Annotated in this window: 24 protein-coding genes and 2 tRNA genes; 18 read left to right on the top strand and 8 right to left on the bottom strand. The window is 65.0% G+C overall.

The window, feature by feature from the left end; genetic code table 11:
- Window positions 1-70: 70 nt before the first annotated feature.
- The 5 genes from moaA to P3T42_RS04395 all read left to right on the top strand — a co-directional run bounded on the left by moaA (window position 71) and on the right by P3T42_RS04395 (window position 4,045).
- On the top strand, window positions 71-1,180 hold the full coding sequence (gene moaA / locus P3T42_RS04415; protein WP_429305282.1) for a GTP 3',8-cyclase MoaA: 1,110 nt from the start codon (window positions 71-73) through the stop codon (window positions 1,178-1,180).
- Window positions 1,181-1,193: 13 nt separating this feature from the next.
- Window positions 1,194-1,808 (top strand): molybdenum cofactor guanylyltransferase MobA, encoded by a 615-nt coding sequence (mobA, locus tag P3T42_RS04410; protein ID WP_429305612.1) that lies wholly within the window; start codon window positions 1,194-1,196, stop codon window positions 1,806-1,808.
- 93 nt (window positions 1,809-1,901) lie between these two features.
- On the top strand, window positions 1,902-3,197 hold the full coding sequence (gene moeA, locus P3T42_RS04405; RefSeq protein WP_429305281.1) for a molybdopterin molybdotransferase MoeA: 1,296 nt from the start codon (window positions 1,902-1,904) through the stop codon (window positions 3,195-3,197).
- A gap of 72 nt (window positions 3,198-3,269) precedes the next feature.
- Window positions 3,270-3,545, top strand: coding sequence for a hypothetical protein (locus P3T42_RS04400; RefSeq protein ID WP_074301714.1), 276 nt, complete (start codon window positions 3,270-3,272; stop codon window positions 3,543-3,545).
- On the top strand, window positions 3,545-4,045 hold the full coding sequence (locus tag P3T42_RS04395; protein WP_074300337.1) for a GNAT family N-acetyltransferase: 501 nt from the start codon (window positions 3,545-3,547) through the stop codon (window positions 4,043-4,045). Before P3T42_RS04400 ends, P3T42_RS04395 begins: the two co-directional genes overlap by 1 nt.
- Window positions 4,046-4,072: 27 nt before the next feature.
- Here the strand turns inward: P3T42_RS04395 and P3T42_RS04390 are convergent, their stop codons facing one another.
- The 5 genes from P3T42_RS04390 to pncB form a co-directional block, all read right to left on the bottom strand.
- Window positions 4,073-5,554, bottom strand: coding sequence for a DNA recombination protein RmuC (locus tag P3T42_RS04390; protein ID WP_429305280.1), 1,482 nt, complete (start codon window positions 5,552-5,554; stop codon window positions 4,073-4,075).
- The gene (locus P3T42_RS04385) at window positions 5,551-6,540 is read right to left on the bottom strand and encodes a 2-hydroxyacid dehydrogenase (RefSeq protein ID WP_429305279.1); all 990 of its coding nucleotides are present in this window, start codon (window positions 6,538-6,540) and stop codon (window positions 5,551-5,553) included. Before P3T42_RS04385 ends, P3T42_RS04390 begins: the two co-directional genes overlap by 4 nt.
- A 55-nt stretch (window positions 6,541-6,595) precedes the next feature.
- Window positions 6,596-8,023, bottom strand: coding sequence for a sodium:proton antiporter (locus tag P3T42_RS04380; RefSeq protein WP_074300340.1), 1,428 nt, complete (start codon window positions 8,021-8,023; stop codon window positions 6,596-6,598).
- A 92-nt stretch (window positions 8,024-8,115) separates the two neighbouring features.
- On the bottom strand, window positions 8,116-8,778 hold the full coding sequence (locus P3T42_RS04375; protein WP_429305278.1) for a LutC/YkgG family protein: 663 nt from the start codon (window positions 8,776-8,778) through the stop codon (window positions 8,116-8,118).
- A gap of 129 nt (window positions 8,779-8,907) precedes the next feature.
- Window positions 8,908-10,104 carry a nicotinate phosphoribosyltransferase gene (gene pncB / locus P3T42_RS04370; RefSeq protein WP_429305277.1) on the bottom strand — a complete coding sequence of 399 codons (1,197 nt, stop codon included), beginning with the start codon at window positions 10,102-10,104 and terminating at the stop codon, window positions 8,908-8,910.
- A gap of 265 nt (window positions 10,105-10,369) precedes the next feature.
- Between pncB and fdxA the strand changes: the two genes are divergently transcribed.
- From fdxA to P3T42_RS04330, 8 genes are all read left to right on the top strand, one after another.
- Window positions 10,370-10,693, top strand: a complete 324-nt coding sequence (gene fdxA / locus P3T42_RS04365) for a ferredoxin FdxA (RefSeq protein ID WP_074263818.1) — start codon at window positions 10,370-10,372, stop codon at window positions 10,691-10,693.
- A gap of 288 nt (window positions 10,694-10,981) precedes the next feature.
- Window positions 10,982-11,057, top strand: a tRNA-Asn gene (locus P3T42_RS04360).
- Between the two features lie 60 nt (window positions 11,058-11,117).
- Window positions 11,118-11,193: transfer RNA gene (locus P3T42_RS04355), tRNA-Asn, on the top strand.
- A gap of 203 nt (window positions 11,194-11,396) precedes the next feature.
- Window positions 11,397-11,870 (top strand): CreA family protein, encoded by a 474-nt coding sequence (locus tag P3T42_RS04350; protein WP_429305276.1) that lies wholly within the window; start codon window positions 11,397-11,399, stop codon window positions 11,868-11,870.
- A gap of 62 nt (window positions 11,871-11,932) precedes the next feature.
- The gene (locus tag P3T42_RS04345; protein WP_429305275.1) at window positions 11,933-12,760 is read left to right on the top strand and encodes an AraC family transcriptional regulator; all 828 of its coding nucleotides are present in this window, start codon (window positions 11,933-11,935) and stop codon (window positions 12,758-12,760) included.
- A 158-nt stretch (window positions 12,761-12,918) separates the two neighbouring features.
- On the top strand, window positions 12,919-13,587 hold the full coding sequence (locus P3T42_RS04340; protein ID WP_171991755.1) for an AzlC family ABC transporter permease: 669 nt from the start codon (window positions 12,919-12,921) through the stop codon (window positions 13,585-13,587).
- Window positions 13,584-13,907, top strand: coding sequence for an AzlD domain-containing protein (locus P3T42_RS04335; protein WP_074300345.1), 324 nt, complete (start codon window positions 13,584-13,586; stop codon window positions 13,905-13,907). Before P3T42_RS04340 ends, P3T42_RS04335 begins: the two co-directional genes overlap by 4 nt.
- 266 nt (window positions 13,908-14,173) lie before the next feature.
- Window positions 14,174-14,953 carry a DUF4088 family protein gene (locus tag P3T42_RS04330; protein WP_074300346.1) on the top strand — a complete coding sequence of 260 codons (780 nt, stop codon included), beginning with the start codon at window positions 14,174-14,176 and terminating at the stop codon, window positions 14,951-14,953.
- A gap of 63 nt (window positions 14,954-15,016) precedes the next feature.
- Here the strand turns inward: P3T42_RS04330 and P3T42_RS04325 are convergent, their stop codons facing one another.
- The 3 genes from P3T42_RS04325 to P3T42_RS04315 form a co-directional block, all read right to left on the bottom strand.
- A complete protein-coding gene (locus P3T42_RS04325) occupies window positions 15,017-17,197 on the bottom strand; it encodes an ATP-dependent helicase (protein WP_429305274.1) in 2,181 nt (726 codons plus the stop codon).
- 107 nt (window positions 17,198-17,304) lie between these two features.
- Window positions 17,305-17,559, bottom strand: coding sequence for a hypothetical protein (locus tag P3T42_RS04320; RefSeq protein ID WP_429305273.1), 255 nt, complete (start codon window positions 17,557-17,559; stop codon window positions 17,305-17,307).
- A 108-nt stretch (window positions 17,560-17,667) separates the two neighbouring features.
- On the bottom strand, window positions 17,668-18,117 hold the full coding sequence (locus P3T42_RS04315; protein WP_429305272.1) for a hypothetical protein: 450 nt from the start codon (window positions 18,115-18,117) through the stop codon (window positions 17,668-17,670).
- A gap of 339 nt (window positions 18,118-18,456) precedes the next feature.
- On the opposite strand from P3T42_RS04315, the gene P3T42_RS04310 reads away from it, so the two are divergent.
- The 5 genes from P3T42_RS04310 to fumC all read left to right on the top strand — a co-directional run bounded on the left by P3T42_RS04310 (window position 18,457) and on the right by fumC (window position 24,803).
- A complete protein-coding gene (locus P3T42_RS04310) occupies window positions 18,457-18,675 on the top strand; it encodes an RNA-binding S4 domain-containing protein (protein WP_074265967.1) in 219 nt (72 codons plus the stop codon).
- 153 nt (window positions 18,676-18,828) lie between these two features.
- Window positions 18,829-20,229 carry an MATE family efflux transporter gene (locus P3T42_RS04305; protein WP_074300350.1) on the top strand — a complete coding sequence of 467 codons (1,401 nt, stop codon included), beginning with the start codon at window positions 18,829-18,831 and terminating at the stop codon, window positions 20,227-20,229.
- A gap of 91 nt (window positions 20,230-20,320) precedes the next feature.
- Window positions 20,321-21,280 (top strand): ketopantoate/pantoate/pantothenate transporter PanS, encoded by a 960-nt coding sequence (panS, locus tag P3T42_RS04300; RefSeq protein WP_074301716.1) that lies wholly within the window; start codon window positions 20,321-20,323, stop codon window positions 21,278-21,280.
- 416 nt (window positions 21,281-21,696) lie between these two features.
- Entirely contained in the window at window positions 21,697-23,319 is a 1,623-nt protein-coding gene (locus P3T42_RS04295) for a phospholipase D family protein (protein ID WP_429305611.1), read from the top strand.
- An 83-nt stretch (window positions 23,320-23,402) separates the two neighbouring features.
- Window positions 23,403-24,803 carry a class II fumarate hydratase gene (gene fumC, locus P3T42_RS04290; RefSeq protein ID WP_074300351.1) on the top strand — a complete coding sequence of 467 codons (1,401 nt, stop codon included), beginning with the start codon at window positions 23,403-23,405 and terminating at the stop codon, window positions 24,801-24,803.
- The last annotated feature ends 23 nt before the right edge of the window (window positions 24,804-24,826 follow it).

Here is a 24,826-nt window from a genome sequence, read left to right as displayed (position 1 = left end):
CCACTATGACCGCGCCCCCCTTCCGCTAGAATGGAAGTCTGCCTCCTTTAAAAGCACCATCCTGCCTTCCATGTCCCGACGCATCATCCCTGTTGCCGATGTCAGCGCAGTGCCGGTCGTCTCCGGCCCCGTGCAGACGCCAAGCGGCGTGCTGCGCGACACCCTGTCGCGTCCGCTGCGGGATCTGCGCATCTCGGTGACGGATCGCTGCAACTTCCGCTGCGTCTACTGCATGCCGCGCGCGGTGTTCGACAAGGATTACGGGTTCCTGCCGCATAGCGCGCTGCTGAGCTTCGAGGAGATCGAACGGCTGGCCCGCCTGTTCGTCGCCCACGGCGTGGAAAAAATCCGCCTAACCGGTGGCGAGCCGCTGTTGCGCAAAAACCTGGAATTCCTTATCGAGCGGCTCGCGCGGCTCACCACGCCGGATGGCCGGCCGCTCGATCTCACGCTCACCACCAATGGCTCGCTGCTCGCCCGCAAGGCGCGCAGCCTCAAGGACGCCGGTCTCACCCGTGTGACGGTGAGCCTCGACGCGATCGACGACGCCCTGTTTCGCCGCATGAACGACGCCGACTTCGCGGTGGACGACGTGCTCGAAGGCATCGCCGGGGCCCAGGCGGCCGGGCTCGCGCCGCTCAAGGTCAACATGGTGGTCAAGCGCGGCACCAACGACACGGAAGTCGTGCCGATGGCGCGCCACTTCAAAGGCTCGGGCACCATCCTGCGCTTCATCGAATACATGGATGTCGGCACCTCGAACGGCTGGAACATGGCCGAAGTGCTGCCGTCCGCCGAAGTCGTGGCGCGGATTGCCGAGTACTTTCCGCTGGTGCCGCTCGAAGCCCACAGCGCCGCCGAAACCGCGCAACGCTGGGGCTACGCGGACGGCAGCGGCGAAATCGGCGTGATCTCGAGCGTCACGCGCGCGTTCTGCGGAAGCTGCACGCGCGCCCGGCTTTCGACGGAAGGCAAACTCTATCTGTGCCTGTTCGCGTCGGCGGGACACGATCTGCGCGCACTGATGCGCAACGGCTCAAGCGATGCCGAGATCGCCTCGGCGCTCGCCCACATCTGGCAGGCCCGCGGCGATCGTTACTCGGAATTGCGCGGCAGCAACGCCATCGCGCCTCATTCCCCGGAAGAGCGCCGGGTCGAAATGTCGTACATCGGCGGCTGAGGCTGCCTTGTCCATGAACCTCACCCCAGCGAACCTCACGGGCCTCGTCCTTGCCGGCGGCCGCGGCACGCGCATGGGCGGCGTCGACAAAGGGCTGCAACTGCTGCACGGCGAGCCGCTCGCGGCGCACGTCCTGAAGCGGCTCGCTCCGCAAACCGGGCCGCTCCTGCTCAGCGCCAACCGCCACGCCGAGGTCTATGCCGGGCTCGGCGCGCCGTTCGGCGCGGCCGTCGTGGCCGACACCCTGGCGGGCTTTCCCGGACCGCTGGCGGGTCTGCTGGCCGGTCTGCGCGCCGCCGGCACGGACTTCGTGCTGAGCGCGCCGTGCGATTCGCCCGGGCTGCCGGCCGATCTTGCCGCGCGGCTCGGCGAGGCGCTCGACGCGCACGGCGCGGATATCGCCACCGTCACCACCACCGACGCGCACGGACAGACGTCGATTCATCCCGTCTTCGCGTTGTTGCGCACGAGCCTCGCCGACGACCTGGCCGCCTTTCTGGACGCGGGTGAACGTAAGGTGCGCGCGTGGTACGCGCGCCACAAGACGGTGGAAGTCGCCTTTGCCGATGAGCGCGCGTTTTACAATATCAATTCTTTGCAGGAGCTCGCCGACCTCGAGCGTCACTGAGACGCCGCGGAGGTTGTAGCCGATGCCCTGCTCCAGCCGCACGGCGGCCGCCGGATCCGGCCGACCGTTTCCGGTCGCGACGCTCCTCCATTCATGACCACGCTTAACGAATTTTCCAACTGCGTCGCCCAGTACGATCCTCATGCGCTGCCGGTCACGGCCGCGCAGGCGATCGTGCGGCAGTGGGCCACGCCGGTCGCCGCCGTTGAACGCGTGCCGCTGCACGACGCGCTCAACCGCGTGCTGGCCGAAGACATCGTCTCGCCAAGCGACGTGCCTGCCCACGACAACTCGGCCATGGACGGCTACGCATTCCAGAGCGCCGCGCTCGCGGATGCATCCGCCACCGTCGAACTCACGGTCGCTGGCAAGGCGCTGGCCGGTCACCCGTTCGGCGGCGCCGTGGCGCTCACGCAATGCGTCCGGGTCATGACGGGCGCCTGCATGCCGGCCGGTTGCGATACGGTCGTGCCGCAGGAACGGGTCACGCGCAGTGGCGAGACCGTTCAGTTCGCTGCCTCTGCCGTGCGCGGGGGCGCCAACCGGCGTCTCGCCGGCGAAGACCTCGCCCGCGGCAGCGCAGCCTTGCGCGCCGGTCGCATCCTGCGCGCATCGGACCTCGGTCTGATCGCGTCGCTCGGCATCGGCGAAGTGCCGGTGCGGCGGCGTCTGCGCGTGGCGTTCTTTTCGACCGGCGACGAACTGCGTTCGCTCGGCGAGCCGCTCGAACCGGGCTGCGTGTACGACAGCAACCGCCACACGCTGTTTGCGATGCTACGCCGAATGAATATCGACACGCTCGACCTGGGCGTCGTGCGCGATCAGCCTGCCGCGCTCGAAGCCGCGCTGCGCAGCGCCGCAGCCAGCGCCGACGTGGTCCTGACCTCGGGCGGCGTCTCGGTCGGCGAAGCGGATTTCACCAAGCAGTTGGTGCAGACTTTCGGCGACGTCGCGTTCTGGACGCTCGCCATGCGCCCCGGCCGCCCGCTCGCGTTTGGCCGCGTCTGGTCGGGCGACCGGCCGGGCCTTGGCCTGCCCGCCCTGTTCTTCGGTCTGCCGGGCAATCCGGTCGCCGTAATGGTCACGTTTTATCAGATCGTGCGCGAGGCGCTGCTGGTCATGTCCGGCGCCACGTCGCAACCGGTGCCGCTCCTGCAGGCCGCCAGCCGCGAGGTGATCCGCAAGCGCGCCGGCCGCACCGAGTATCAACGCGGCGTCGCCGAACGCGACGCCCGCGGCCAGTGGCATGTCACGCCAACCGGCTCGCAAAGCTCCGGCGTGCTCAGTTCGATGAGCGAAGCGAATTGCTTTATCGTGCTCGAACACGAGCGCGCTGACGTCGCCCCCGGCGAGAACGTCGACATCATGCTGTTCGACGGCCTGATCTGACGCCCCCGCCGGTTGCCCGCTCCGAACTCCTTACCCCTTACTCTTTACCTACGACCAACGGGTTTGACCTACATGAAAAAACAGATCTCTTTCATCGCGCCGGGACAGACCGCCAAGGCGCTGATCCTGGTGTATCTGACCTTCAGCGTGCCTATCGTGCTGCTCGGCGTGCTGGTTGCCTTTATCCGCTATGGTTCGGTCGAACTGAGCACCGTGTTCAGCGCACTGCTGCTCAATGCGATCCTCGGCTTCGTGCTGCTGTGGATTGCCTGCCATGCCTATAACTGGGTGGCCTCGCGTTTCGGCGGCATCGAGATCCAGTTGAGCGACGTACCCGAGGAAGCGTAATGAGTGCAACGATCCGTGCCGCCACACCCGCCGACGTCGGCGCTATCTTTTCGCTGATGCTCGAGCTGGCCGAGTTCGAAAAGCTGACCCATCTGTTTGTCGCCACCGAAGCCGGTGTGCACGATGCACTATTCGGCGCGCGGCCGTCGTCGGAAGCCATGGTCGCGCAGGAAGAAGACGGCCGCATTGTCGGCTACGCGCTGTTCTTCCATAACTTCTCGACCTTTCTGGGCCGGCGCGGACTGTATCTCGAAGACCTGTACGTGCAACCGACGCAGCGCGGCAGCGGTCTCGGCACCCGCATGCTCAAGGAACTGGCCGCGCTGGCCGTGGAGCGGCAATGCGGCCGCTTCGAATGGACGGTGCTCGACTGGAACCAGCCGGCCATTAGCTTCTACGAGAAGATGGGCGCGACCGTGTTGTCCGACTGGCGCGTCGTGCGCATCACGGGCGAAGCGCTGGAAAAGCTGGCGGGAACGGCGGCAGTGAACGCCGGGTGAAGGTCCGCTGAGAGCGTACGTCTCTCGCTATTCGTCCCCATCCGCGCCGAGCAGCGCGTCCCCTAGCAGACCGCTCGCCTCATCCCCCGGCAGCGCTTCGACATCGCGCAGCTTGCGGTTCATCATGCGGGTGCGCGTCTCGGCGGCTTCGATCGAACGGGTCACCGTTTCGAGCTGCGACTTCGTCTTCGCCAGCACGTCGCCGAACTTGCCGAACTCGGTCTTCACCGCGCCCAGCACCTGCCAGACTTCGCTCGAACGCTTCTCGATGGCGAGCGTGCGGAAACCCATCTGCAAACTATTCAACAAAGCGGTGAGCGTAGTCGGGCCGGCAATCGTCACGCGGTAGTCCCGCTGCAGCATATCCGTGAGCCCGGGCCGGCGCAGGATTTCTGCGTAGAGTCCTTCGGTGGGCAAGAACAGCAGTGCGAAGTCCGTGGTGTGCGGCGGCGAAACGTATTTTTCCGCAATCGCGCGGGCCTCGGCGCGAATCCGCGCCTCGAGCGCGCGCGACGCGTCTTCGACCGCCACCGGGTCGGCCCGCTCCTGGGCATCGATCAGGCGTTCGTAGTCCTCGCGCGGGAATTTCGCATCGATCGGCAACCACACCGGCACGGCGGGACCATCCGGGTCCTGGCGGCCCGGCAGCTTGATGGCGAATTCGACCCGGTCGGCGCTCTTCGGTATGGTCGCGACATTCTTCGCATACTGGTCCGGCGTCAGCAACTGTTCGAGCAAGGCCTCGAGCTGCACCTCGCCCCACGTGCCGCGCGTCTTGACGTTGGTCAGCACCTTCTTCAGATCGCCCACGCCCGCAGCCAACGTCTGCATTTCGCCCAGTCCGCGATGCACCTGCTCGAGGCGATCCGACACCTGCTTGAACGATTCGCCGAGGCGCTGTTCGAGCGTGGCATGCAGCTTCTCGTCCACCGTGCGGCGCATCTCTTCGAGTTTGGCCGAGTTGTTCGCTTCGATGTCCTTCAGACGCTGTTCGATCGTCGCGCGCACTTCGGCAAAGCGGCGGTCGTTCGCCTCGGTCAGCCGCCCCAATTGCAAGGTCAGCGTCTCGCCAAAATGCCGCAGCGCCACGCCCTGCTCGTCGCGCGCCTGCTGGGCCTGCTGTTGCAAGCTCTGGCGCGTCGTCTCGAGTTGCAGCGCGTTCGTTTCGGTCAGCTTGACAAGCTGTTGCGCGAAGCCGTCGATCTTGCCGCTCTGCAGCGTCGTCATGCTGGTGAACTGCGCGGCTAGCGTCTGCTGAAACTGCGCGAAGCCGCCGTTCAGTTCGGTACGCGAGACGCGGGCGGTTTGCTCGATCTCGCTGCGCAACTCGCGCTCTAGCCGCTCGAACGCACGCGTCTGCGCTTGCCCCGTCGAGCCGATGTGGTCGCCCAGGCCGTCGAGTTGCGCTTCCAGATCGCCGTGGCGGCCGCCGCGCATCAGGATCAGCAAGGCAATCGCCAACGCGACAGCCAGCACCACCACCGCCGCCGCAAGCAAAATCATCGTCATGCGCGGGCCTTGCCGATCACGTCAGGATTGATCGGGTTCGCCGGACGTCCCGCATTCGGCCCCTCGCCGAGCGCCGCAATCAGATTGTCCGCGGCGAGATTGGCCATGGCGCGCCGGGTCGATTCGGTGGCGCTCGCGATATGCGGCGTCAGCACGACAGTCGGCACCGTGAGCAAGGCCGGATTCAGGTTCGGCTCGCCTTCGTAGACATCGAGCCCCGCCGCCGCGATACGTTTGGCACGCAAGGCCTCAGCGAGCGCCGCATCGTCGACGATGCCGCCGCGCGCGATGTTGGTGAGCGTCGCGGTCGGCTTCATCTGCGCGAGTTCCGCGGCGCCGATGGTGTGATGGTTGTCCTTGGTATAAGGCAACACGAGCACGACGTGATCGGCCCGCTTCAACAACTCCGCTTTCGACACATACTGCGCGTTCAGCTCGGCTTCGATCTCAGGCGCGACCCGCGAGCGGTTGTGATAAATCACCTGCATGTTGAAACCGCGGGCGCGGCGCGCCAGCGCCTGGCCGATGCGCCCCATGCCGATCACACCGAGCGTCGAGCCATATACGTCAGTGCCGAGAAAACCGTCGTAGGCCCACTTCTGCCATTTGCCGGCGCGCAGCCAATGTTCGGACTCCGTCACGCGGCGCGCCGCGGCCATCATCAGCGCCCAGCCGAAGTCGGCGGTGGATTCGTTCAGCACGTCCGGCGTATTGGTGCCGAGGACGTTCGAGGCATTGAACGCCGCCATGTCGAAGTTGTTGTAGCCGACGGCCATGTTCGACACCACCCGCAACCGCGGCGCCGCGGCCAGCACCGCCGCGCCGACCGGGTCGCCGGCGGTCAGCGCGCCGTCCTTGTCGGCGAGGCGGCGCGTCAGTTCTTCGGCGGAGAGGACTTCGCCGTTGTTCCAGTCAACCTCGAAATGCTGTTTGAGGCGTTCGATTACATCCGGAAAAATCGGACGGGCAACCAGGATCTTTTGCATTGCAATTCTCCGAATAGCGCGACGGAACCGTCAGCGGTCCCGTCGTCATCAACCGCTAAAAGAACAACCAGGTGGTCACGAGAAACACCGGCACCAGGATCGCGACCGACCACATCAGATAGGCGAAAAAGCCCGGCATGCGCACGCCGCGCGATTCCGCGATCGCCTTCACCATGAAGTTCGGCGCGTTGCCGATATAGCTGTTCGCGCCCATGAATACCGCGCCGGCCGAAATCGCGGCCAGCGTGGTTGCACCCTGGGTCATCAAGGTCTGCGCGTCGCCGCCGGCCAGATTAAAGAACACCAGATAGGTCGGCGCGTTGTCGAGGAACGACGAGAGCAAACCGGTCGCCCAGAAATACATCGCATCGTGCGGCTGGCCGGACGCATCGTTGACCAGATGCACGATGCCCGCGAACGCGCCCGCGTCGCCGGCGCGCAGGATCGTGATGACCGGCGCAATCGTCACGAAGATGCCGGCGAACAGCTTGGCCACCTCTTCGATCGGCGCCCAGTTGAAGGCATTGCCCTCGCGCGCCGCACGCGGCGTCACAGCCAGCGACAGCAGCGTGACGCCGATCAGCGCCACATCGCGCACCGCGTTCTGCAAGGCGACGTGCGTGCCGAATACGTCGAATTCGATGCCCGGTTTCCACAGGCCGCTCATCAGCACGAGAGCGATCACCGCGCCGAGCAGCACGAAGTTGATCTTGCCGTCGATGCCGAGGAGCGGCGTATCGGGCGTCGGATCGAGAAACCGCGAGCGCTCCTCTTCACGACGATGGTAATAGTACGAATCGAGCGCGTAAAACGTCACTAGCAGCACGGCACAGACAAACAGCATCGGCAACGCCAGATGCGTGGTAGTCCAGAAGAAACTCACGCCGTTGAGGAAGCCGAGAAACAGCGGCGGGTCGCCGAGCGGCGACAGCGAACCGCCGGCATTGGCGACCAGAAAGATAAAGAACACGACGACGTGCACGACATGCTTGCGATTGTCGTTGGCGCGCAGCAGCGGCCGGATCAGCAGCATGGCGGCGCCGGTCGTGCCCATGATGCTTGCGAGCACGGTGCCCAGCGCGATGATCGCCGTATTCATGCGCGGCGTGCCGTGCAGGTTGCCACGCACGCAGATGCCGCCGGCCACGGTGTAGAGCGCGGTCAGCAGCACGATAAACGGCACATACTCTTCGAGCATCGCGTGAACGAACGTGCCCCATGCGACGCCCGCGCCGAACGCGACGGCGAACGGCACGAGGAACAGGACCGCCCATGCCGCTGCGATCTTGCCGAAATGGTGATGCCAGAACGTCGGCGCGATGAGCGGAAACACCGCGATCGACAACAGCACGCCGGCGAACGGCAAGCTCCACCACGCCGACAGCGCCGCGCCGTCGAGCGTCGCCGCCGATGCCAGTTGCGGCCACCACAGTGCGAGTGCGGCGACGAGCCCCATGCTCGTCCATCCGGCATGTCGCGTCATATTCGAATCCTTTGGTTTTCCAGGCTAAGCGAGGCGCTTATGAAAAGCGTACGGGGCACGCGGGGTGCGGACAAAACGGCCATGCATGGCGCTCACGCGCCGCGCACGACGATCGCATGGACCCGATACGGCCCGTGTGCACCGAGCACGATGGTTTGCTCGATATCGCCGGTGCGCGACGGACCCGATACGAAGTTAACCGCGCGCGGCAGTTCGCCACGCTCACTGCGGATCAGATCGAATGCCTCTTCATGACCGGCGACGATACGCGAGGCCGGCACGATAGCAATGTGCGTCTCAGGCAGCAACCCCGCGGATGCATAGGTTTCAGGCCCGGACAACAGCACCAGGGTGCCAGTCTCCGCAGTCGCACAGAAACAGCCTGTGATGCCGACCACGTCGCTGTCTTGCGGTTTGCGGAATTCGACGGTGAGACCCGCGGCGGCCCAGCCGAGATCCTGCAGCGTTTGCCAGGCAATTGCCTGCACCGGCAAGCCTTGCTGCGTGAGATAGCGATGCGCAGCGGCCGGCACTTCGCTCAAGGCCTCGACGGTCTCGACGCTGGTGGCCAGCTTCTGCGCCTCCTCGATAAAGCGTGCGGTGAGATCGTCCGGCATGGGCGGCCGCGGGCCTTGCGGATGACGTGCGAGATAGTCGGCGACGGCCTCGCGCTCGGAGACCGCCGGTTCGGCGTCGCGCCCCTGCGCCGCGCGGATGCGCGCGAGAATGTTGCGGCGGGCGATCGATGTATCCATGGGCGAAGTCCTCGCGAGGTTGCCGTTGCGATAGCCGTGCGGCATCGCGAGGATTATACCGGCCACCCCGCGCGCAAACACTCGTCCGGATGGCCAGGGTGGGCACACGAAGCGCGTTCGCCGCGAACCTTAGTTCGACACTTCCTCGTCCGGCTGTTTGATGCCGAACACCTGGCGCAGATAGGCGAGATAGGCCTTGTCGTCGCACATGTTCTTGCCCGGCGAATCCGACAGCTTGGCTACCGGCTGGCCGTTGCAGCGAACCATCTTGATCACGATCTGCAGCGGGTTATAGCCCAGGTCGTTGGTGAGGTTGGTGCCGACGCCGAACGCCAATTTGCAGCGGCCGCGGAAGCGTTCGTACAGTTGCAGGACCTTCGGGATATCCAGCGCGTCCGAGAACACCAGGATCTTGGTACGCGGGTCGCAGCGGTTCGCTTCGTAGTGCCTGAGCAGGCGCTCGCCCCACTCGAACGGATCGCCGGAGTCGTGGCGCGCGCCGTCGAACAGCTTGCAGAAGTACATGTCGAAATCGCGCAGGAACGCTTCCATGCCGTACACGTCCGAGAGCGCAATGCCGAGGTCGCCGCGATATTCCTTCGCCCACATCTCGAAGCCGTAGATCTGCGAATCGCGCAGCCGCGGTCCGAGCGCCTGGCAGGCCTGCAGATACTCGTGCGCCATCGTGCCGAGCGGCGTCAGGCCGTGCTTCATGGCGTAAAAGACATTGCTCGTGCCGGTGAACTGTTCGCCGAGATCGTCTTTCAGCGTGAGGATGACCTCTTCGTGCCAGCGCTTCGAGAAGCGGCGCCGCGTGCCGTAATCGGCGATCTTGCAGTCCGCGAATTCGGGGCGTGCGCCGAGCAGCTTGATCTTTTCGGAGAGACGCTCGCGGCCTTCGCCGTAGGCCGGCTCCCGCTGCGTATTGCGGAAGTAGACCTCGTTGACGATCGCCAGCACCGGAATCTCGAACAGGATCGTGTGCAGCCACGGACCTTTGATCTCGATGTCGATTTCGCCGTTGCCCTTCGGCGAAGGCGTGATCGAAATGTACTTGTCGTTCAGATGGAAGAGCGCGAGGAACTCGATGAAGTCGCCCTTGATGAAGCGCATGCGCCGCAGGTAGTCGAGTTCGTCGTCGGTAAAGCGCAACTCGCACAGCTTGCGCACTTCCTCGCGGATCTCCTCGATATACGGCACGAGGTCGACGTTCTGGGTCCGGCAGCGGAAGCGGTATTCCACGCTCGCGGCAGGGAAATGATGCAGAACCACCTGCATCATCGTGAACTTGTACAGATCAGTATCGAGCAGTGAAGTAATAATCATGATGGTACGAACCGACTGCAGGAGAAACGGAAGGCCTCAGCGGGCCCATGCGCCTGCGGCACGCCCCGGCGCGCCGACCTGACGCATGTTACCCGAATGCGCACGGCCATATCGCGCCGGCGGCCCGGCTGCCTGAGGCGCCATAAACTAATCACGAAAACGTATAAACCGGTTGGGCCACCGCTGCATACGCCACTTGACGTTACGTTACAATAGCGCTTTTGGCGTTTCGCCTCCCCAGATACCGCATGCAGGAGCTGCCTGAATGACTCACGTTGTGACCGAAAGCTGCATCAAGTGCCGCTATACCGACTGCGTTGATGTGTGCCCGGTGGACTGCTTTCGCGAAGGTCCCAACTTCCTCGCGATCGACCCCGATGAGTGCATCGACTGTGCTGTGTGCGTCGCCGAATGTCCGGTGAACGCCATCTACGCGGAAGAAGACGTGCCGGGCGACCAGCAGGACTTCATCGCGCTGAACGCCGATCTCGCCAAAGGCTGGCCCAGCATCACGAAAACCAAAGCTCCGCTGCCCGAGGCAGACGAGTTCAAGGACGTGAAGGAAAAGCTGACCCTGCTCGCCCGCTGAGCGGCCATGGGCGGTGCGCCCGCCTGGCCAGGGCTTCAGCGCGGCGCGCCTGTCGACCAGCGTTCGCGCTTTAGCTGTCGACGAGAGTTCGCGCTTCAGCTGTCGACCAGAGTTCGCGCTTCAGCGCGTTACTCTGGTCCCATGCAAAGCTCGTTACTCCGGTCCCATGCAAAGCTCGTTACTCTGGTCCCATGCAAGATGCTCGCGGTTCGAATGAAATAGAGATGGGCTCAGGGTATTGACAGGTCCTGGAGCACCCCCTACAATTTCGTTCTCTGCTTTTGCTGTTCCCCGATAGCTCAGTTGGTAGAGCGCCGGACTGTTAATCCGTAGGTCCCTGGTTCGAGCCCAGGTCGGGGAGCCAAGAATTGCAAAAGGCCCGTTAACCAAAACGGGCTTTTTTATGTAAAGGTTGTACTGCTGTTCCTCGATAGCTCAGTCGGTAGAGCGCCGGACTGTTAATCCGTAGGTCCCTGGTTCGAGCCCAGGTCGAGGAGCCAAAAAATTCGAAGGCCCGCATCCGTGCGGGCCTTTTTGTTTTGGCGCTACGCAACATATCAATGTGCGCAACGGATGCGAGCCGCTTCGGCCGTCCTATATTCCGCGCTCCCCTTCGGCGGTCCCCACACACTCACACACCCACCTGCGTCAGGCTTGCCGTTATACGATGGTACTTTCCCTGCGCGATCATTCCGGTCTCCCGATGAAATCCACCTTGTTGTGCGTCACCCTCGCCGCTGCTGCGCTCTTCGCTCCGCTCGCCCACAGCGAGGAAGTGGCCAGCGTCAACACCAACTTCCATCTCACCGGCTCCGACCGCGTGGTGGTCGAGGCCTACGACGATCCGCTCGTCAACGGCGTCACCTGCTATGTCTCGCGAGCCCGCACGGGCGGCATCAAAGGTACGCTGGGTATCGCGGAAGATCCCACGGAGGCGTCGATTGCCTGCCGGCAAGTCGGTGCGATCAAATTCACCGGACCGCTCAAACAGCAAGCCGATGTGTTTTCCATGAGCATGTCGCTGATCTTCAAGACCCTGCACGTCGTGCGCGTGGTCGACGCGAAGCGCAACACGCTGGTGTATCTGACCTATAGCGACCGGGTCGCGAGCGGCAGCGCAAAAAACAGCGTGACAGCCGTGCCGATGCCCGCCGGCACGACCATTCCGCTTAAGTGAAAGCGGCCAGGCCGGTATCGGTCCGCCCGCGCTAAACTGGCAGACCGAGCTGGACTTTCATCATGACCGTCACCCGTTTCCGCGATTCCGCCCGCTACTGGCGCACGCCGCTTTTGCCCGGCGCGGATCTGCTCACAGCCGAATATCACGATCACGAGTTTTCGCCGCATTGGCATGACGCGTACACCATCCCGGTGATCGTGGCCGGCGCGGAGGGCTACCGGTATCTGGGCACGGACTACGTCGCCGAAGCGGGTAGCGTGCCCATCATCAATCCGGGTGAACTGCATACGGGCGCGCGGGCGATCGAGGCAGGCTGGCGCTATCGCGTGCTGTATGCGCCGGTGGACTTCCTCCAGCAACTCGCCTCAGACGTCGCCGGCCAGCAGCAGGATTTGCCATGGTTCGAACCCGGCGTGATCCGCGATCCGGGGCTCGCCCAGCGCCTCGCCCGCGCTCACCGTCTGCTCGAAGCGCAAGCCGATCCGCTCGTGGCTGAAGCCGCGATGCTCGACGCCCTGTCGACACTGCTCGTCCGCTATTCGGGCAGCCAGAGCAGGCCGGCGCGGCTCGCCTCGGACGACGCGCGCGTGGCCACCATGAAAGAGCGTCTGACCGGCGACCTCACCACCCCGCTGCAGCTAGCCGAGCTCGCGGGCGCCGTGGGCCTGTCGCCGTTCCACGCCGCGCGCCTCTTTGCCGAGAGCACCGGTCTGCCGCCGCATGCGTGGCGCAACCAGGTCCGGCTGCAACGGGCGCTGGCGCCATTGCGTGCGGGCGTGTCGGTCACCGAGGTGGCTGCGGCCAGCGGTTTCACAGACCAAAGCCACTTCACGCGGCATTTCCGGCGCATGTTCGGGGTACCGCCGGGGCGCTGGCAGGCCGCCTGAGCGCAGGCGCGCCGACACAGCCCCCCCACCGCAAGAACGTACAAGCGCTCCCACCCCGCCGCAGCTATGCTCGGCGGACCAAGGAGACAAGATTGACCCACCCCAACCACTCGACCCGACTCGCCGAACTCACCGCCGGCGCCCGCGACATCATCCCCATGATGGTCGGCGCGGCGCCGTTCGGCGTGATCTTCGGCACGCTCGTCACGTCCGGCCCGCTGCACCTGTGGCACGGCCAATTGATGTCGCTCGTCGTCTTCGCCGGCTCGGCCCAGTTCATTGCGCTGGGCCTGATAGCCGGCCACGCGAGTTTCGCCGTGGTGCTGGCCACCACCCTCGTCGTCAACCTGCGCCACGTGCTGTACAGCGCCACGCTCGCCCCCTACGTCTCGCATCTGCCGCTGCGCTGGCGGCTCGCGCTCGGCGGCGTGCTCACCGACGAAGTCTTCGCCGTCGCCTGGTCGCACTACCGGCACCATCCGCCCGGCTCGGTGAGTCCGTACTACTTCCTCGGCGCGGGCCTCGCCATGTATCTCAACTGGCAGATCTGGACGCTCGCCGGCCTGCTGTTCGGCGCGGCGTTCCCCGGTCTGCAGTCGCTCGGGCTCGATTTCGCCATGGTCGCCACCTTTATCGCGATCGTCGTGCCGCAACTGGTCGCGCTGCGGTACCTCGCCGCCGCGGCCACCTCGGGCGCGCTGGCTTTCTTCTGGCAGGCCTGGCCGTACAAGCTGGGCCTGCTTGGTGCGGTGTTCGCGGGGGTCGTGGTCGGCGTCCTGCTGTCGCGCCCCGGCAGCCAACGGCGCACGGCGGAGGTGGCGCAATGAACTACGTCGTTCTGATTCTCGGCATGGCGCTGATCACCTGGACGATCCGCGCGGCCGTGTTCGTGCTCGGCGACCGGCTGGTATTCCCGCCGCTGGTGCGCACCGCCCTCGGCTTCGTGCCGGTGACGGTGCTGACCGCCATCATCGTGCCGATGGCCGTCTCGCCGCACGGCGGCGGCGCCGAGCTGACCTGGCGCAATCCGCAGTTGATTGGGGCGCTTGCCGCCGTGGCGGTCAGTGCGCTGACCCGCCGGCCGCTGCTGACGATTGCCGTCGGACTCGCCGTATTTTTCGTCTGGCAGGGCGTCGTGCTCAAATAGAGTTGGCCATCTGATTGCGCCGCGCGCCTTGTGCAGCGCCGCAATCGACGCGACTCCCGGTTCCGGAAGCGCATCGTACCCTCAAGTTTTACCCTGGTCCGCCGTTATGCAGTCGAGGTCCGCTCGTCGGGAAGGTATCCCCGCTGGTTACGCGGCAACAAAGCAGGATCAACCGCGTCGAGCATCGACGTCGCCCTCTCACGGGGGCAGTTCGCAGATGGCGGCACTTTTGCGATGCCACGCGGGAGGACCAAACGGGATAAGACATGGGTCAGATCACCCTTTCACTCAAAGACGAAACCCTCGCCACCTTGCGCAAGGACTTCGACGCTTTTTTGCGCGTCTCGCTGAAGCTCGACCCGCAGTTCGCGACGCCGTCGTTTGAGGACTTTCTGCGCGCCAAGCTGCTCGACAACATGGTGCCGCTCACCGAACACGCGGTGAAGCGGATGTTGCAGGGCGGCCAGTACGCGTGGGCCAAACGCACGCTGGACAAGGAATTTCCGGACGTCGTGGCGATTTTGATGCAGCAGGCCTCCGAGTTCGGCTTCGGCTTTGCGTCGCGCTCGGAATGGACCCCTGAGGAACTGGCCAAGCAGTGCCACGACTGGGCCGCGGCGATCGTCAAGGAGTCGGAAGGCGATGCCTCGCTGGTCGATCCGCTCGCCGCGCAGATCAAGGGCGCCGCGCAGGACATCCAGGCGCTGGAAGAAGCCATGCAGACGCCCGCCTGGCGGCTCGTCGAGTCGCTGCGGCAGCGGGTGTACGAAGCCAAGGTGGCCTGCGAGACGAGCATCGGCAGCACCGCGCGCGAAAAGCTCGGCGAACTGCGCGGCCTGTTGCGCCTCGGCATCTCGCACGGCTCGTTCCAGAAACAGGAAGCGCAGCAGATCATGGAATACCTGCGTCTGCTGAAGCCGGAAATCTTCGTCGAAGAACCCTACGATGTGTTCTCGCGGCTCGCGGCGTGGCTACGCGCTTTCTTTACGCCGCCTCCGCGGCCGGCGCAGCCACGGCAGCAGCAACAGCCGCGGCAGACACGTTAAACGCGTTGCGGGCTAGCCGCGGTCCTACGAGGTGCGTGGTGCTGCACGGCCGCCGCACCGCGCTCAGTCCCACATGCTCTTGAGCTTCGCCGCAATGTCGAGCTTCGCCTGCGCCGCCGCGGCAAGTCCCGCTGCGCTCGGCGCGGCGGGCTCGACCACGCGCGGCCAGGCGTAGGCGTCGAACAACGGCATCAGATGCGCCGGGATAAAGCGCGTGCGCGACGCCCAAACGTGGCGGTCGCCCAGATGCGTCTGGTTATGCACATAGAAGCGCTGCGGCACGACGATATGGAGATCCTCCTTGGCGCGCGTCATCGCCACATATAGCAGGCGACGCTCCTCGTCGATTTCCGCATCGCTGCCGGTGCCGAGATCCGACGGAATGCAACCGTCGACGCCGTTCAGCACAAACACATTGCGCCATTCCTGCCCTTTCGCCGAGTGAATCGTCGAGAGGATCAGGTAGTCCTCGTCGAGCAGGGGCACGCCGGATTCGCCGCTGGTAGCATCGGGCGGATCGAGCGTCAGCTCCGTGAGGAAGCGCTCGCGCGATGCGTAGGTGGCGGCGATGCTCTCCATTTGCAGCAGGTCCGCGTGACGCATGGCAGCGTCTTCGTGATTGCGTTCGAGGTGCGGCTCGTACCAGCGGCGGATCAACTCGAACTCGGCCGGCCACGACGAGCTTCGACTGCACACGCTCGACATCAGCGCGACAAAGGGCGGCCAGTCTTCGAGCGCGCGCGGCGGCGGGACGAAGGCGGCGAGCGCGTTGGCGGTATCGCCGCCCGCCACGCCACGCGCCGCCACGGCATCGAGCAGCCGTGCGGCCGTGGCCGGCCCGACGCCAGGCAGAAGCTGCATGACCCGAAACCCGGCGACGCGATCACGCGGATTCTCCGCCCAGCGCAGCACTGCCAGCACATCTTTCACGTGCACGGAATCGAGAAACTTGAGGCCGCCGAACTTCACGAACGGGATGTTGCGCCGGGTCAGTTCGACCTCCAGCGCGGCGCTATGATGCGCGGCGCGAAACAGCACCGCCTGCGCTTTCAGCTTCATGCCGGCTTCGCGCGCTTCAAGTATCTGCTCGACCACGTAGCGCGCCTGATCGGCTTCATCCGCCACGCTCACAAGACGCGGGCGTTGAGCAGACGCCTTGTCGGTCCAGAGGTTTTTTGTGAAGCGTTCGGTAGCGAGCCCGATTACCGCGTTCGACGCGGCCAGAATGGGCTGCGTGGAGCGATAGTTACGCTCGAGCGTGACCTGTTTCGCGGGCGGATTGAAGTGGCCCGGGAAATCGAGGATGTTGCGCACCGTCGCACCGCGAAACGAGTAAATCGACTGGGCGTCGTCGCCCACCACGGTCAGACCGCGCCCGTCCGGCTTCAAGGCAAGCAGGATGGACGCCTGCAGGCGGTTGGTGTCCTGATACTCGTCGACCAGCACGTGATCGAAGCGGCCCGTCAGATCCGCGGCAATCGTGGGCTGCCCGGCCATCAGGGACCAGTAAAGCAGCAGGTCGTCGTAGTCGAGCACGCTCTGTTTCTGCTTGGCCTCGACGTAGGCGGCAAACAGCATCCGCAGATCCGCCTCCCATTCGCGACACCACGGAAACGCGCTCGCCAGCACGTCCGCGAGCGCCGCACCGGTATTGACGACGCGCGAGTAGATCGCAAAGCAGGTGCCCTTCGCCGGAAAGCGCCGCTCCTTGGCCGACAGCCCGAGTTCGTGCCGCACCAGGTTCATCAGGTCGGCGGAGTCCTCACGGTCGTTGATCGTGAAGGTGGGGGCGAGGCCGATCAGATCGGCATATTCGCGCAACAAGCGCGCGCCGATGCCGTGAAACGTGCCCGACCACGTCAGGCCCTGCGCCACCGCCGCCCGCGCGCCCAGCGCCTCGCCGGCGATGCGCGTGACCCGCCGGGTCATTTCGAGCGCGGCCCGGCGCGAGAACGTCAGCAGCAGAATGCGCCGCGGATCGACACCCTTGACCACCAGATGCGCCACGCGATGCGCCAACGTATTGGTCTTGCCCGAACCCGCACCGGCGATCACGAGCAAGGCGCCCGACGGCTGCGTGGGATTTTCGGCGCCGTATTCGACGGCTTCGCGCTGCGCGTCGTTGAGCTTCGCCAGCCAGGCGGCGGTATCGGACGGCGCGGAGTCGGCAACGGAGAGCACGGTGGTCGGGATCGGGAGGTAAGGGTCGCAGGAGAAGGTCGGCGCCGCATACTGTATATCCATACAACCGGCGCCGACAAGCGCCCTTTTTTCGATGAAGCCTCGTCAAAAGCAAACGGCCCGGGCGCTGATGCGCACCGGGCCGCTGTTGGGCACTCACGAAAGGAAACCTATTCCTTCTTCGCGTCCTTTTCCTTGGCGTCGGCGGCAGCCTTATCGGCGTCAGTCTGCGCTTCCGTCTTGGACTTGTCGGCCTTCGCCTGGGCGACGTCAGACTTCTTGTTCGCCTTGGCCTGTGCCTTGGCGGCCTTCTTGTCCGCGTGCGTGGGCGCCGCCGACGGGTCCGTCGTCTGCGCCAGGGCGACCGAGGACAGGCAACCGGCGATCAGCGCCGCGTAAATCCGGTTCATGCTGGGCTTGTTCATGCGTGACCTCCCTGATGGCCTGAAGTGAACGAAACTGAGGTGAAGCGGCTGGCCGCGAACCAGACCGGCCGGGACGGCCAGACGAACTCGCCGCCCCATGCGTCATGCTTAGTGCTTGATGTCCGAAGCATCGTCCTGGCCCGGCGTCTGGCCTTGCATGTTCATCTTCATCTCGTTGTTGGCGGTCTGCTTGTCGGCCTTCTTGTTGAGCTTGGCGTCCTTGACCTGTTCCTTGTACTTCGCCTTGGCGGCCGCTTGCTGCTCCTTCAACTGGCTCTTCGACGCCTTCTTCGAAGCGCTGTACTCAGCGTTGGCCTGCGCGTCGGCATCGCGCTTTTGCACCAGCGGATCGGTCGAACCCGATGCCGTAAGGCGCTGCGGCGCCGGCGTCACCGGCTGGACGCCTTGCGCGGCCGGAGCGGCGGTATCGGCGCCCGGCGCCATCATTTGCTGGCCCGCCGTGCCGGCGTCCGGCTGCGCGTTGGTCTGCGCAAACGCGCCGGTAGCGGCAAAAGCGGTCAGGGCGGTACCGATCAGGAGCGAATGAATCTGGGTCATAGCAATCCTCTCTAAAATTGTTGTCAGGACTCGGGCGCCGACGCATCCATCCCCAGTCGAATGAAGACTGGACGTCGACAGCGAGGCTGGCACTGCAGCTCGCCCGGTCTGCTGTCGCCCGTCGCCGAACATGACCATACGTCACGTAGGCAGCAGGCTTTTCTACAGACCCGCCCTTTGCGAGTGAAGTTCGTGAGAAATGTACACTGTTACGCAACGTTTCATTTTCTAACAATCACCCAACGCGGGCTTTCATTCCCCCCGGACGCCGCATCGGCCAGGCCACTGCACCGGCTTCTGGCTTATGATGCGAACCCCGTTACCCAAGCCGCAATCGCCATGCCCAACCTCGATTTCACCCTGACCGGCGACTATGTCGAACTGCACAATCTCCTGAAGATAACGGGGCTGGCCGACAGTGGCGGCTCCGCGAAATTGATGGTTGCGTCGGGTGCCGTGACGGTCGACGGCCAGGTCGAACTGCGTAAAACCTGCAAAATCCGCGCAGGACAGGTCGTTTTGCTGGGCGATACCCGCATCGCCGTGCATGAGGCATAGCGGCGCGGCAAGCGCTAGCACGGCCGCGCTCCCGCACCGCCAAAAATCCGCACCAAAAATGTGCTTACAGATCGACAACAGCCCGCCCACACAATAAGCTGTCTGTTTTGACAGAAAACGGCGCGGGCATCGCCCCGCAACCCTGCACTTTTGATGACCCAATCCGGCCTCTCCCGGGTGGCCGCCCCGCCGCCGACCTTATCTCGTCACGCCGCCGACACCGCCCGCCTCGCCGCCCCGCTCGCCATCGCCCAACTGTCGCAGATGGCCATGGGCGTCACCGACACCATCCTGCTCGGCTCGCTCGGCGCTGACGCGCTCGCCGCCGGCGGTCTCGGCGCGAACCTGTTCTTCGTGGTCGTGACGCTGCTGCAGGGCGTGCTGACCTCGGTGAGCGTGAGCGTGTCGCATGCCCGCGGGGCCCGGGCCGAAGAACGCGTGCCGCATATCTACTGGACCGGCCTCGTGATGTCGGTGCTGCTGTCGATCCCCGCCTTCATGCTGCTGTCGTTCGCCACGCCGGTCCTGCTGGCGTTCGGCGAGCCGGCCCTGCTCGCGCACAACGTCGGCGAATATACGGCCGTGCTGCGCTGGGGCGCGCTCGGCAGCCTGATCGGTATCGGCCTGATGCGCTCGTTCCTGCCCGCCATCGGCGCGGCGAAGCGCCTGCTGTGGGTCTCGCTGGCCGGCGTCTTCGTGAACGGTTTTCTGAACTACGGCCTGATCCACGGGGCTTACGGTCTGCCACGCCTCGGTTTTCTCGGTTCGGCGTGCGCCACCACCATCACCGTCTGGGTGACGGCGCTCGTCCTGATGGCATGGCTGCATCTGCGGCCGCGCTATCGTCATTTCGTCACGGCGACGCGGCCCAGATTGCCCCTGATGGGCGAGCTGTTCGGCATCGGCTGGCCGGTCGCGATCACCTATGGCGTGGAATCCACCTTGTTCCTGGCCACCGGCCTGATGGTCGGCTTGCTCGGCGAATCGCAGCTCGCCGCCCACCAGATCGCGCTGAACGTTGCGTCGGTGGCCTTTATGGTGCCGCTCGCAATCGGCCAGGCGGCCAATGTGCGAGTAGGCTACTGGTCGGGCGCGGGACAACCGCTCGCCGCGCGGCATGCCGGCTTCGTGGCGATCGCGCTCGGCGTCGCCTTCATGTCCTTGTCGGGGCTCGTGCTGATTCTCGCGCCGCACTGGATCGTCGGCCTGTACCTGCATCTGGACGACCCCGCCAACGCGGCCACGGTCAAGCTCGCCAGTTCGCTGCTCGGCGTCGCTGCCATCTTCCAGATCGTCGACGGCATGCAGACGGTCGGCTCGGGTTGCCTGCGCGGCCTGAAGGACACGCGCGTGCCGATGCTGGCCGCCGCGTTCGGTTACTGGGGCATCGGCTTTCCGACCGGCTACACGCTGGCGTTTCACTTTGGACTCGGCGCACGCGGCCTGTGGTGGGGTCTCGCCGCCGGCCTCGCGAGCGTCGCGCTGCTGATGACGCTGCGTTTTCACCGCCTCAGCCTGCGCCGCGTACCGGCGGCGCCGAAACCAGCGGCATGAAGAAAGGCCCGCGCGTCCCACAAGGCCGCGCATGCGCCGCCATCGCATTGAAACCAATTATTCGTTGAAACAGAATCAAGGACCTCCTGACATGCTTGCCCGGGTAACCCGTCTCTTTCCGCTGTGGGCCGTGCTGATTTCGCTGGCCGCCTATTTTTCGCCGGCATCCTTCAGCCCCATCGCGCCGCACGTCACCACCCTGCTGACCCTCATCATGCTGGCGATGGGCGTGACCCTCTCCCTCGCCGATTTCAAGCGTGTCTTCACACGACCGGCGCCGGTCGTCGCCGGCATCGTGCTGCACTATCTGGTGATGCCGCTCGCCGCCTGGGCCATCGCCAAGGCGTTGCACATGCCGCCGGACCTGACCGCCGGGATGGTGCTGGTGGGCAGCGTCGCGAGCGGCACCGCCTCGAACGTGATGATCTATCTGGCGCGCGGCGACGTCGCGCTGTCGGTGACCATCAGCGCGCTGTCGACGCTGGTCGGCGTGTTCGCCACGCCGCTGCTCACGCGCCTTTATGTCGACGCCTCGATCGTGGTCGACGTGCACGGCATGCTGATTAGCATCCTGGAGATCGTCGGCCTGCCGATCGTCGTGGGCCTCGTCATCAATCATCTGTTCGGCAAGCTGGTGCGCAAAGTGGAGCCGGTTCTGCCGCTCGTGTCGATGATTGCGATCCTGCTGATCATCTCGGCGGTCGTCGGCGGCACGCAGAAGAGCATTGCCTCGGTTGGGCTGGTGGTGATGCTCGGCGTGGTGCTGCATAACGGCATCGGCCTGCTCGGCGGCTATTGGGGCGGCCGGCTGCTCGGCTTCGACGAAGCCGTATGCCGCACGCTCGCCATCGAAGTCGGCATGCAGAATTCCGGTCTCGCAGCTACGCTCGGCAAGCTGTATTTCTCGCCGCTCGCCGCGCTGCCGGGTGCGCTGTTCTCGGTGTGGCACAACCTGTCGGGTTCGCTGCTGGCGGGCTATTGGGCCGGCCGTCCCGCCAAAGGGTCCACGCATCCGGACGGCGCCTCGGCCTTCGAGGTCGAACGCGGATAAAAGCCGTTCACGGGCGGCGGCTCGCAAAGCTCGCGAGGCTCCCGCTGCCGCCCTTCCATGACAAGCCGCACCGGGAGCGCGCAGGCTCTCTTATGCGAAAGCAACCCATGCTTTGTCATTCGTTGGCATAACGAACAGATTCACTCACACATGATGGCTTGAACGGCACGCAAGCCACCAAGCCGAGACAGGATGCGCACCGTCTGCATCCACGTCAACTGCGCGATCGGGCCACTCGTCCGGTCAATTCCCCTTAGAATGCTTTCCTCAACAGCGCCCAGAAGCATCGGGTGCGCGCCGGCTTCGAAGCCGTGTGCGCGCACCGACTCAAGCGGAGGAATAGCGTGCCGGCGTACGACAGCAACAACAACATCGCGTCGCAATCTCGTCAGGGTCCTGCAGGCATAACGCCGTCGATGCGCACGGCAGCGCAAACCGCGACGCGCATCGGCAAGCGTTGCCTGTTGCTGTGCACCGTCGCGGCACTTTTGACCGCCTGCGCGAGCCGGCCACCCGCCGCCGCCTTCGACCGTCCGGTCACTCACGCGCTGCCTGTGACCACCACCACGGCACTGAGCACCGCCCTCGCCCCCGTCGAACTGGCCCATCCCGGCGAATCGGGTTTTCGCGTCCTCTCGAACGGCACCGAGGCGCTGCAGATGCGTATCGCACTGGCCCGCGCCGCGACGAAGACGCTCGACATGCAGTACTACATCGCCAACGAGGACACCACCGGCAAACTGCTGCTCGGCGCCGCGCTGTATGCGGCCGATCACGGCGTGCGGGTGCGCATGCTGGTCGACGACCTGAACTTCAAGGACATCGACGACGTGATGGCGGGCTTGAACTCGCATCCCAACATCGAGATCCGCGTCTTCAATCCGTACGGCAGCACGCATCGCAGCGTGTTCGAGCGCACCACGAACCTGCTGACGAAGATCGACCAGTTCACGCGCCGCATGCACAACAAGGCGATGATCGCGGACAACCAGTTGGCGATCGTCGGCGGCCGCAATCTCGGCGACGAGTACTTCAGCGCAAGCCCGACGCTGCAGTTCCGCGATCTCGACGTGCTGGCCGCCGGCCCGATCACCGCCGACGTCTCAGCCAGCTTCGACGAGTACTGGAACAGTTCGGGCGCCTATCCGCTGAAGGCGCTGAACCATCAGACCTTCTCGCCGCAGGAGCTGGACGCCACGCGCGATAGCCTGCGCCAGCACTGGCGCACCAACGCCGACCCGTATAACGCGAAACCGCTGAACGCAACGCCGCTCGCTGCGCAGATCGCGAACGACGAACTCGGCCTGACCTGGGCGCCGGCGGAATTCAAGGCCGATACGCCCGGCAAGATCGATCAGCCGTCGCCCGATTACGTCAGTCCGCCGATGCAACGCCTCGTCGAACTGATGAAGGACGCGCAGACGGAGTTTCTGGTGGTGTCGCCGTACTTCGTGCCGCACGATGCCGGCGTGAAAGCGCTCGCGCAACTCACGCAGCGCGGCGTGCGGGTGGCGGTGCTGACCAACTCGCTCGCCGCCACCGACGCCGTCGCCGTGCAGGCCGGCTACAGCCCGTACCGCGTGCCGCTGTTGCAAAACGGTGTCGAGCTCTACGAGTTCAAGCCGGAGCAGAGCAGTTCGCGTACATCGGTCGAAGGCTCGCGTTCGCGCGCGAGCCTGCATGCGAAAACCTATGTGATCGACCGCAAGATCCTCGTCGTCGGCTCGATGAATCTCGATCCACGCTCGGCCAATCTGAACACCGAACTGGCGCTCGTGATCCACAGCCCGGCGCTGGCCGGACAAGTGGCGACGATGTTCGACCACGCCACGGCACCCGAGGTCAGCTACCACGTCACGCTGGCGACGCCGGCACAACTCGCCGGACTCCGCTACATTGGAGCGCCGCAGTCGCAACTCGAATGGACCGATGTCGAGAACGGCGAGCAGCGCACCTATAACTTCGACCCGCAGGCAGGTTTGTACCGGAATCTGCTGACGGGTCTATTCTTGCTATTGCCAGTCCAGGGACAGCTTTGATGTGTGCCATGCGGCAGCGGCGCGCAGGCTACCCAAACCATGCATTATTCAGCGCAGTTATTCAGCAAAAGCGGAGTTGAACCATGACCGAAGACGTACGATTGGAGCGCGACACGTTCGGCGAGATTGCCGTGCCGAACGCTCGCCTGTGGGGCGCACAAACCCAGCGCTCGCTGCAGAATTTCAAAATCTCGACGGAGAAGCAGTCGCCCGAACTGATCACGGCGCTGGCCGTGATCAAGCGCGCGGCGGCCGAAGTCAATCAGGGTCTCGGCGTACTCGAGGAGAGCAAGGCCCGCGCGATCATGCAGGCCGCCGACGAGATCATCGAAGGCAAGCATGCCGGCGAATTTCCGCTGGCGGTATGGCAAACCGGCTCCGGCACGCAGACCAACATGAACCTCAACGAGGTGATTGCCAACCGTGCGAGCGAGCTGCTGGGCGGCGAGCGCGGCGAAGCGCGCAAGGTGCATCCGAATGACGACGTGAACCGCGGCCAGTCGTCCAACGACGTGTTTCCGACCGCCATGCACGTGGCGGCGGCAGTGGGCATCGTCAAGCATCTGGTGCCGGCGCTGAAGACGCTGCGCGCGACGCTAGACAGCAAGGCGAAGGCGTTTGCCGGGATCGTCAAGATCGGCCGCACGCACTTGCAGGATGCGACGCCGCTCACGCTCGGCCAGGAATTCTCCGGCTATGTCGCGCAACTCGACCACGGCATTCGCCACGTCGAAGCGGCGCTGCCGCATCTGTACGAACTGGCGCAGGGCGGCACCGCGGTCGGCACCGGTCTGAACGCGCATCCGCAGTTCGCCGACAAGGTCGCGGCGGCGATCGGCAAGCTCACCGGCGTGCCGTTCGTGTCGGCGCCCAACAAGTTCGAAGTGATGGCCGCCGCCGACGCGCTGGTGTTCGCGCACGGCGCGCTCAAGACCGTGGCCGCCAGCCTGATGAAGATCGCCAACGACGTGCGCTGGCTCGCGAGCGGTCCGCGTTGCGGTCTCGGCGAGCTGTCGATTCCGGAGAACGAGCCGGGCAGCTCGATCATGCCGGGCAAGGTCAATCCGACCCAGTCCGAAGCGATGACCATGCTGTGCTGCCAGGTGTTCGGCAACGACGTCGCAGTGAATATGGGCGGCGCGAGCGGCAACTTCGAGTTGAACGTATTCCGTCCGATGATTGCGCACAACGTGCTGCAATCGATCCGCCTGATCGCGGACGGCGCGCACAGCTTTAACGACAACTGCGCGGTGGGCATCGAGCCGAATCGCGAGCGCATCGACACCTTGCTCAACGAGTCGCTGATGCTGGTCACCGCGCTCAATCCGCACATCGGCTACGACAAGGCCGCCAAGATCGCCAAGCAGGCCCATAAGGAAGGCACCACGCTGAAGGCAGCGGCGCTCGCGCTCGGTTATGTCACCGAGCAGCAGTTCGACGAGTGGGTGCGGCCGCACGACATGGTCGGCCATACGCCGGGGTGATGGCGCGTTAGGGCGCGACGCCG

The organism is Paraburkholderia sp. GAS38 (assembly GCF_050434965.1).
GTDB lineage: Bacteria > Pseudomonadota > Gammaproteobacteria > Burkholderiales > Burkholderiaceae > Paraburkholderia > Paraburkholderia phenazinium_A.
Note: the sequence above shows the minus strand (reverse complement) of the source record. Positions and strands in the feature narration are given on the sequence as shown.

What these genes read in the sequence shown, in the direction of transcription:
- P3T42_RS04325 (WP_429305274.1), bottom strand. Translation starts at nt 17,197, where the DNA reads ATGGATATACAGTATGCGGCGCCGACCTTCTCCTGCGACCCTTACCTC.
- fdxA (WP_074263818.1), top strand. Translation starts at nt 10,370, where the DNA reads ATGACTCACGTTGTGACCGAAAGCTGCATCAAGTGCCGCTATACCGAC.
- P3T42_RS04320 (WP_429305273.1), bottom strand. Translation starts at nt 17,559, where the DNA reads ATGAACAAGCCCAGCATGAACCGGATTTACGCGGCGCTGATCGCCGGT.
- P3T42_RS04310 (WP_074265967.1), top strand. Translation starts at nt 18,457, where the DNA reads ATGCCCAACCTCGATTTCACCCTGACCGGCGACTATGTCGAACTGCAC.
- P3T42_RS04390 (WP_429305280.1), bottom strand. Translation starts at nt 5,554, where the DNA reads ATGACGATGATTTTGCTTGCGGCGGCGGTGGTGGTGCTGGCTGTCGCG.
- P3T42_RS04400 (WP_074301714.1), top strand. Translation starts at nt 3,270, where the DNA reads ATGAAAAAACAGATCTCTTTCATCGCGCCGGGACAGACCGCCAAGGCG.
- P3T42_RS04385 (WP_429305279.1), bottom strand. Translation starts at nt 6,540, where the DNA reads ATGCAAAAGATCCTGGTTGCCCGTCCGATTTTTCCGGATGTAATCGAA.
- P3T42_RS04395 (WP_074300337.1), top strand. Translation starts at nt 3,545, where the DNA reads ATGAGTGCAACGATCCGTGCCGCCACACCCGCCGACGTCGGCGCTATC.
- pncB (WP_429305277.1), bottom strand. Translation starts at nt 10,104, where the DNA reads ATGATTATTACTTCACTGCTCGATACTGATCTGTACAAGTTCACGATG.
- P3T42_RS04345 (WP_429305275.1), top strand. Translation starts at nt 11,933, where the DNA reads ATGACCGTCACCCGTTTCCGCGATTCCGCCCGCTACTGGCGCACGCCG.
- P3T42_RS04380 (WP_074300340.1), bottom strand. Translation starts at nt 8,023, where the DNA reads ATGACGCGACATGCCGGATGGACGAGCATGGGGCTCGTCGCCGCACTC.
- P3T42_RS04330 (WP_074300346.1), top strand. Translation starts at nt 14,174, where the DNA reads ATGGGTCAGATCACCCTTTCACTCAAAGACGAAACCCTCGCCACCTTG.
- P3T42_RS04340 (WP_171991755.1), top strand. Translation starts at nt 12,919, where the DNA reads ATGATGGTCGGCGCGGCGCCGTTCGGCGTGATCTTCGGCACGCTCGTC.
- moeA (WP_429305281.1), top strand. Translation starts at nt 1,902, where the DNA reads ATGACCACGCTTAACGAATTTTCCAACTGCGTCGCCCAGTACGATCCT.
- panS (WP_074301716.1), top strand. Translation starts at nt 20,321, where the DNA reads ATGCTTGCCCGGGTAACCCGTCTCTTTCCGCTGTGGGCCGTGCTGATT.
- P3T42_RS04295 (WP_429305611.1), top strand. Translation starts at nt 21,697, where the DNA reads ATGCGCACGGCAGCGCAAACCGCGACGCGCATCGGCAAGCGTTGCCTG.
- P3T42_RS04315 (WP_429305272.1), bottom strand. Translation starts at nt 18,117, where the DNA reads ATGACCCAGATTCATTCGCTCCTGATCGGTACCGCCCTGACCGCTTTT.
- mobA (WP_429305612.1), top strand. Translation starts at nt 1,194, where the DNA reads ATGAACCTCACCCCAGCGAACCTCACGGGCCTCGTCCTTGCCGGCGGC.
- moaA (WP_429305282.1), top strand. Translation starts at nt 71, where the DNA reads ATGTCCCGACGCATCATCCCTGTTGCCGATGTCAGCGCAGTGCCGGTC.
- P3T42_RS04335 (WP_074300345.1), top strand. Translation starts at nt 13,584, where the DNA reads ATGAACTACGTCGTTCTGATTCTCGGCATGGCGCTGATCACCTGGACG.
- P3T42_RS04305 (WP_074300350.1), top strand. Translation starts at nt 18,829, where the DNA reads ATGACCCAATCCGGCCTCTCCCGGGTGGCCGCCCCGCCGCCGACCTTA.
- P3T42_RS04375 (WP_429305278.1), bottom strand. Translation starts at nt 8,778, where the DNA reads ATGGATACATCGATCGCCCGCCGCAACATTCTCGCGCGCATCCGCGCG.
- fumC (WP_074300351.1), top strand. Translation starts at nt 23,403, where the DNA reads ATGACCGAAGACGTACGATTGGAGCGCGACACGTTCGGCGAGATTGCC.
- P3T42_RS04350 (WP_429305276.1), top strand. Translation starts at nt 11,397, where the DNA reads ATGAAATCCACCTTGTTGTGCGTCACCCTCGCCGCTGCTGCGCTCTTC.